The organism is Kitasatospora aureofaciens (genome assembly GCF_001188955.3).
GTDB lineage: Bacteria > Actinomycetota > Actinomycetes > Streptomycetales > Streptomycetaceae > Kitasatospora > Kitasatospora aureofaciens.
In genome coordinates, this window is record NZ_JPRF03000092.1 from 1 (window position 1) to 6,417 (window position 6,417).

General features: G+C 74.8%; 3 protein-coding genes and 1 pseudogene. 2 read left to right on the forward strand and 2 right to left on the reverse strand.

Annotated features, from left to right (window positions below; all coding sequences use genetic code 11):
* Positions 1-297: 297 nt before the first annotated feature.
* A pseudogene (locus HS99_RS38690) lies at positions 298-1,599 on the reverse strand (SpoIIE family protein phosphatase); the annotation flags it as partial.
* 182 nt (positions 1,600-1,781) lie between these two features.
* Positions 1,782-3,227: an NAD(P)/FAD-dependent oxidoreductase gene (locus HS99_RS38695; RefSeq protein WP_078938716.1), complete on the reverse strand. Its 1,446-nt coding sequence runs from the start codon at positions 3,225-3,227 to the stop codon at positions 1,782-1,784.
* Positions 3,228-3,707: 480 nt separating this feature from the next.
* Between HS99_RS38695 and HS99_RS38700 the strand changes: the two genes are divergently transcribed.
* Both HS99_RS38700 and HS99_RS38705 read left to right on the forward strand, forming a co-directional pair.
* Positions 3,708-4,577, forward strand: a complete 870-nt coding sequence (locus HS99_RS38700) for a TetR/AcrR family transcriptional regulator (protein ID WP_223886006.1) — start codon at positions 3,708-3,710, stop codon at positions 4,575-4,577.
* Between the two features lie 676 nt (positions 4,578-5,253).
* On the forward strand, positions 5,254-6,417 hold a 1,164-nt coding region (locus HS99_RS38705), incomplete at its 3' end, for a sigma-70 family RNA polymerase sigma factor (protein WP_244916011.1).

The following is a 6,417-nucleotide window of genomic DNA, read 5'->3' on the forward strand; positions in this document are numbered from 1 at the left end:
TCGTCATCCAACTCGCTGGTGTCTTCTGCGGCTTGACGCCCCGTCCGACGTTTCAAACTCTAGCCGATCCCCGCTCCGAAAAGCGAATCCAGCCGAGTCCGACTGCAATCCGATAAAACGAGCACGCCGAATAAGCACCGAGCCGAGACGCGCAAGGCGAAACGACCGGTACGGGACCGGAGTGGTGTTTCAAGGGATTGGCTGCCCCGGGACCGTCCGCGCTGATGCGTGTCCGGTGCTCCCTGCCAGGCAACTCGAAGAACTCTAGGCCTCTGGGATGGCCGAGTCAAGCGCCGCAAGTGGATTTTCGGCGCCCTCCTCTCCCGGCAGTTGGAAGGCCAGGACGGCCACGTCGTCGTCGTGTTCCGAGGTCACGCCCATCGCCCGCAGCAGCCGGGCGCAGATCACCTCGGGGGCGCCGATCGCGCCGGTGAGGGTGCGGGCCAGCAGGTCGAGTCCCTGGTCGATGTCCTCGTCGCGGCGCTCGACCAGGCCGTCCGTGTAGAGGACGCCGGTCGTGCCGGGGAGCAGGCGCAGGGTGTGGGAGACGTGCAGGCCGCCGCCCGTACCGAGCGGGGGGCCGTTCTGCTCCTCGCTGCGCAGGATGGTTCCGTCGGGGCAGCGCAGCAGCATGGGGAGGTGGCCGGCCGAGGCGTAGGAGAGGGTGCGGTGCTGCGGGTCCCAGACGGCGTAGGTGCAGGTGGCGATCTGGTTGGCGTCGATCTCCATGGCGAGGCCGTCGAGCAGGCACATCACCTCGTGCGGGGGCAGGTCGAGGCGGGCGTAGGCGCGTACGGCGGTGCGCAGCTGCCCCATCACGGCGGCCGCTCGCAGGCCCCGGCCCATGACGTCGCCGATGACGAGTGCGGTGCGCCCGCCCGCGATGGCGATGACGTCGTACCAGTCGCCGCCGACCGCGGCCTCGGCGCCGCCCGGCTGGTAGGTGGCGGCGACCCGCAGGTCGGCGGGCTGGTCGAGCTTCTGCGGGAGCAGGCTGCGCTGGAGGGTGACGGCGGCCTCGCGCTGGCGGCGTTCGGCTTCGCGCAGCCGGGCGGCGGCGAGCACCTGGTCGGTGACCTCGGCGGCGAAGACCAGCACTCCGGCGGGCGGGCCCTCGGCGGGCGCGTCGCCGGTGTCGCCGGTGCCGAGCGGTACGCAGGAGACGTTGTAGTAGCGGTTGCCGGTGAGCCCGAGGATGCAGCGGGCCTTGACGCTGCGGGGGCGGCCGCCGCGAATGACCTGGTCCATCAGGGGCAGGACGCCCATGGTGCCGAGTTCGGGGAGGGCCTCGCCGGCGGGCAGGCCGGTGGGGCGGTCGCCGAAGAGTTCGCGGTAGGCGCGGTTGGCGTAGCCGAGCTGGTGGAGCGGGCCGTAGGTGACGGCGACCGGGGCGGGGATGCGGTTGAGGACCTCGCGCAGGTTCTGGGGTTTGTGCGGGTCGAGCAGTTCGGCGGCGGCGGTGGGGCCGATCGGGTCGCGCTGGCCGGGAACGACGACGCCGTCGGTGGAGGGCGTGCCCTCGTCGGTGCCGGCCCCGTCGGGTGGGGCGGCACGCCAGGGGACTCCGGTGAGCCGGGCGCTCCAGCGCATGAGGTTCAAACGACGGCCGCTTCCTCGTTTTCCAGGCATATCATCACTTTTTGTGCGCACGTCAGCACACGGGGTAATGACCAGTTCGGGCTGATCCTGTCAGGCGGAGGGCCGGTTCCGGAAGTCGCCCGCCCGGGGTGGCCGTCGGACGGGCCTCCGGATCGTCCGTCGGCCCCGGGCGACGGACGCGTTCATTGCGGAGCTTCCGGCTCGGCCCCGGCCGGCCGACCCGTTCCGGAATCGAAACCGCCCTCGAGGGTCGAACGCGGGTGCGCCATCGTTCCCAGCGAGACCACCTCGCGGGAGAACACCCCGAGCAGCACCCAGTCCATCAGCACCCGCACCCGGCGCTCCGCGCTCGGCAGCCGCCGCAGGTGCCGCGCCCGGTGCAGCCACCACGCCCGCCGTCCGGTGAGCCGACCACCGCGCCGGGTGTGGGCGACGGCCCGGTGGAGGCCGAGTGAGGTCGAGCAGGCGGCGGGGACGGGCCGGTACGCGACCAGCCCCGGCGCGTGCGGTCCGCCGTCCAGGGCCAGCGCGATGTTGCGGGCCAGCAGCGCGGCCTGGGCGAGGGCGTGCTGGGCGTTGGGCGCGCAGGGGGCGCCGTCCGCGTTCGGATCGGGGACGGCGGCGCCGTCGCCCGCCGCCCAGACACCGGGCAGGGCGCGTCCGTCCGGTCCGACGGCCTGCAGGGTGGCCAGGCAGCGGACCCGGCCCAGGGTGTCCAGCGGCAGGTCGGTGTCGCGCAGCATCGGGGAAGGCCGGACCCCCGCCGTCCAGACCAGGGTGCGGACGCCGAAGCGGCTGCCGTCGGAGAGCGCGGCGATCCCGCCGGCGGCGGACTCCAGGGTGGTGCGCAGCCGGATGTCGACGCCGCGTTCGCGCAGCTGGCGCAGGGTGTGCTCGGCGAGTTCGGGCGACTCCTCGGCGAGGATCCGGTCGGTCGCCTCGACCAGCACCCAGCGCAGGTCCTCGGCACGGACGTTGTGGTGGCCCCGTACGGCGGTGCGGGCCATGTCCTCCAGTTCGGCGAGCGCGCCGACTCCCGCGTAGCCGGCACCGACGAAGACGAAGGTGAGCGCGGACTGCCGCAGGGCGGGGTCGCGGGTGGCGGAGGCGAGGTCGAGCTGCTCCAGCGCGTGGTTGCGCAGGTGCACCGCATCGCCGACGGTGGAGAAGCCGATCCCGTGCTCGGCGAGGCCGGGCACCGGGGCCGTCCGGGAGACCGAGCCGGGGGCCACCACCAGGACGTCGTAAGGGACTTCGAGCGGCGCCGGGGGCTCGCCGGGGCCCGCGGCGTCGGCCAGGACGCGGCGGGCGGCGTGTTCGATCCGGGTGATCCGGGCGGTGAGCACCCGACAGTCCGGCAGGACCCGGCGCAGCGGGACGACCACGTGCCGCGGGTCGATCGAACCGGCCGCGACCTCGGCCAGCAGCGGGTGGTAGGTGGAGTAGGCCCGGGGTTCGACGACGGTGATCTCCACCTCACCGCGCCGCAGCCGCTCCCGCAGGCCACGCTGGAGGTGGAGCGCGGTGGCCATCCCGGCACAGCCGCCGCCGGCGATCAGGATCCTGATGGTGCACCTCCTGCCGATGTGACGTTTCGTCCCGGCCTCGCGGCCGGGCGCGCCCCCCATCACGCCCCCCTATGAAGGACCGGCGGAGGTGGTCTTGTCCACAGTCCGTACGGGGCTGGTTGCGACGGAAGTGGCGGGCGTGGCCAGTTGTGCTTGCTGGACGACTTTCTGACGCACTTTCGGCCGCGAAGAGCCGTGAACTATGGTCGGATTGTGTGCCGGAGCGGCCACCGCCATGACAACTGGCGGCGACGCACCGTGGACCGGCCACTACGGCCAGTTCCAGCGTTGGCGCGAGAACCCGACTGGGGGACAGTCATCCGGGGAAGGGTAGTTCCCGGACGAGGCCCCGGGCGGTGCCGACGCGCCGAGCCGGACGTCGAGGCGGCCCGGCGGCACGACCGTGGTCACCGGAACGGGACGGGCGGCACGAGCGATGGGTCATCTGGTCATTTCTGACGGGCTGAGCTGCACCGGGGGGTGCAGGGGCGGGCGACGACAGGGTCCGGTTTCGGACGCCTGCGGGGGAGAGTTGGGATGATGGAACAGAAGCAGGTGTTGGGGCGGGCGGCTGTACCGCACGCCGGACAGGGCGTGGTGCCGGAGCAGCGCGGCCCGGTGGACCTGCCACCGGGCGGGATGGCGTACGCGGCCGTCCCGTACCGGTCGGAGCCCCCGCAGGCCACCGCGGCGGTACCCGGGACCAGGCTGCGGGTGGACGCCCGGCGGAACCTGGAGAGCGTGCTGCGCGCCGCCCGGGAGGTGTTCGGCGAGTTCGGCTACGGCGCTCCCATGGAGGAGGTCGCACGCCGGGCCGGAGTCGGGGTCGGCACCGTCTACCGGCGCTTCCCGAGCAAGGAGGTGCTGGTCCAGCGGATCGCCGCCGAGGAGGTGGCCTGGCTGACCGCGCAGGCGCGGGAGTCGCTGTACGGCGGTGACGGCGCCTGGGAGGCGCTGGCCGGGTACCTGGCCCGGGCCGTGAGCACCGGGGCCGGGCGGCTGCTGCCGCCGGAGGCCTTCCGGTACGCGGAGGAGCTGGGCCGGGTGCCGGAGCAGCGGGCGCCGGAACCGCCGGCGGCCGTCCGCTTCGACCTGCGCGGCGAGGAGGCACGGTCCGGCGCCGCGGCCGAGCCGTCGCCGGCGGACGCCGATCCTCGGCTGCTGCTGCAGCTGTTGGCCGCCCTGGTGGCGCGCGCCGGTGCGGCGGGCGAGCTGCGGCCGGGCGTCACGGTGTCGGACGTGGTGCTGGTGCTGACCGCGTCGGTGCCGGTGCACGCGGCACGGCCCTCGGTCTCGGCTCCGACGGCGGCCGGTTTCACGGCGGTCGGTCCGCAGACGGACGGTCAACCGGCCGCGGCGCCGTCGGACCGGCTGCTGCAGATCCTGCTGGACGGCCTGCGGGCGCGCTGAGTCGGCGGCGGCCTCGACCTTCGCGGTCGTGGTGCCGGACCGGTGTTGGACGTGGTGCCGGACCCGGCGCCGGGCGGGCTGCCGACGACGCGTCGGGCGGGCTGCCGACGATGCGTCGGGCAGGCGCGGTCGACGCGCCGGACGGGCGGGCGAGTTGGGCGGGACACCGGCGCGCGCACAGGGCACGCGCGCCGGGTGCGGGCGCCGCGCGGCCCCTCACCGCACGCTGGGCGAACACGTCCGCGACGGCCCCTCGGAAGAGTGGGTACCGGCCGGTCCGGCTACCGCGGGTCCCTGCGCTATGCCATCCTTTGCCCGTGGTTGGAGCCAATGTCCCGATGCGCGCCCTTCGCGCGCCGTCGGCGCCGCACCCCGGGGAACCGTGCGCCTACGCACACCCGCGCGCCCTGCCACACTACGGGGGCTGTCGTGGAATCTGGGGTCCGTTGTGAGCGCCGAGGAACAGAACGACTACGGGTACGGCCTCGACTTCGGGGGCTTCTCCGGTAGTACGGCCGGAGGGTCCGCCGCGGGCCCCGGCGGCACCGGCGCGTCCCAAGTCCCGGGATCCCCAGGCAGTTCGGGCGCTGCGGCCGGTTCCGGCGCAGGGCACGTCCCGGACCAGGGCGGATGGCCCGGCCGCGAGTCGCTGTCCGCTGCCCGGCCGCCCGGCCGGGTGCCCGGCCAGGCCCCGGCGGGGCAGGGCGGTGTCGCCCCCGAGGCGTTCGTCGGTGACGGTCTTCCGGCCCGTCGTCCCGCCCGCCCGACCGTGCCCGCCCCCGCCGACCCGGTGGACGGCGAGCGCCCGCCCTCCGACGCCGAGTTGACCGCCCGGGTCCGGGCCGGGGACGACACCGCGTACGAGGAGATCTACCTCCGGCACGCCGACTCGGTGCGCCGCTACGCCCGCACCTGCTGCCGGGACAGCTTCACCGCCGAGGACCTCGCGGGCGAGGTCTTCGCCCGCACCCTCCAGGCGCTCAAGGCGGGCAAGGGCCCGGAGTTCGCCGTCCGCGCCTACCTGCTGACGGCCGTGCGCAACGTCGCCGCCGCCTGGACCCGGAGCGAGCGGCGCGAACAACTCGTCGACGACTTCGGCCTGTTCGCCCAGAGCTCGGCCGCCGTCGCCGGCTTCGACCTGGCCGACCCCGGCGCCGACGCCTGGGCCATGGCCATGGCCGACCAGCGGATGGTCATGCAGGCCTACGCAGAACTCCCCGAGGACGACCGGGTGGTGCTCTGGCACACCGAGGTCGAACGGGAGTCCCCGAAGACCGTCGCCGTGATGCTCGGCAAGACCGCCAACGCCACCGCCGTCCAGGCCCACCGGGCCCGCGACCGGCTGGCCGCCGCCTTCCTCCAGGCCCACGTCTCCGGCAGCCAGGAGAGCACCTGCGAGGCGTACGCCAACCGGCTCGGGGCGTACGCGCGGGGCTCGCTGCGCAAGCGGGCCTCGGCGGAGGTCGGCCGGCACCTCAAGGAGTGCGACCGCTGCACGGCGGCCTGCCTGGAACTCACCGAGATCAACACCGGTCTGCGCGCGCTGCTGCCCGGCGGTGTGCTGGTCTGGGTCGGGGTCGGCGGGTTCAGCGCCGCCGCGGCCGCCGTGGGCGGTGCCGCCGCGGTCGGCGGTGCGGCCGCGGCGGGAACGGCGGCGGCCTCGGCCGGGTCCTCGGGCACTGCTGCGGGGGCCTCCGGTGCTTCCGGCGCAGCGGGTGCCGGGGGCGCAGCAGGTACTGCGGGTGCTTCTGGCGCTTCCGGCGGGAGCGCTGTCGGTGCCGCGGCCGGCGAGGGCCTGGGCACCGCGGCCAAGGCCGGGATCGCCGCCGCCGTCGCGGTG

Coding starts and splice junctions, on each gene's coding strand:
- HS99_RS38695 (WP_078938716.1), bottom strand. CDS start 3,227: ATGGGGGGCGCGCCCGGCCGCGAGGCCGGGACGAAACGTCACATCGGC.
- HS99_RS38700 (WP_223886006.1), top strand. CDS start 3,708: ATGGAACAGAAGCAGGTGTTGGGGCGGGCGGCTGTACCGCACGCCGGA.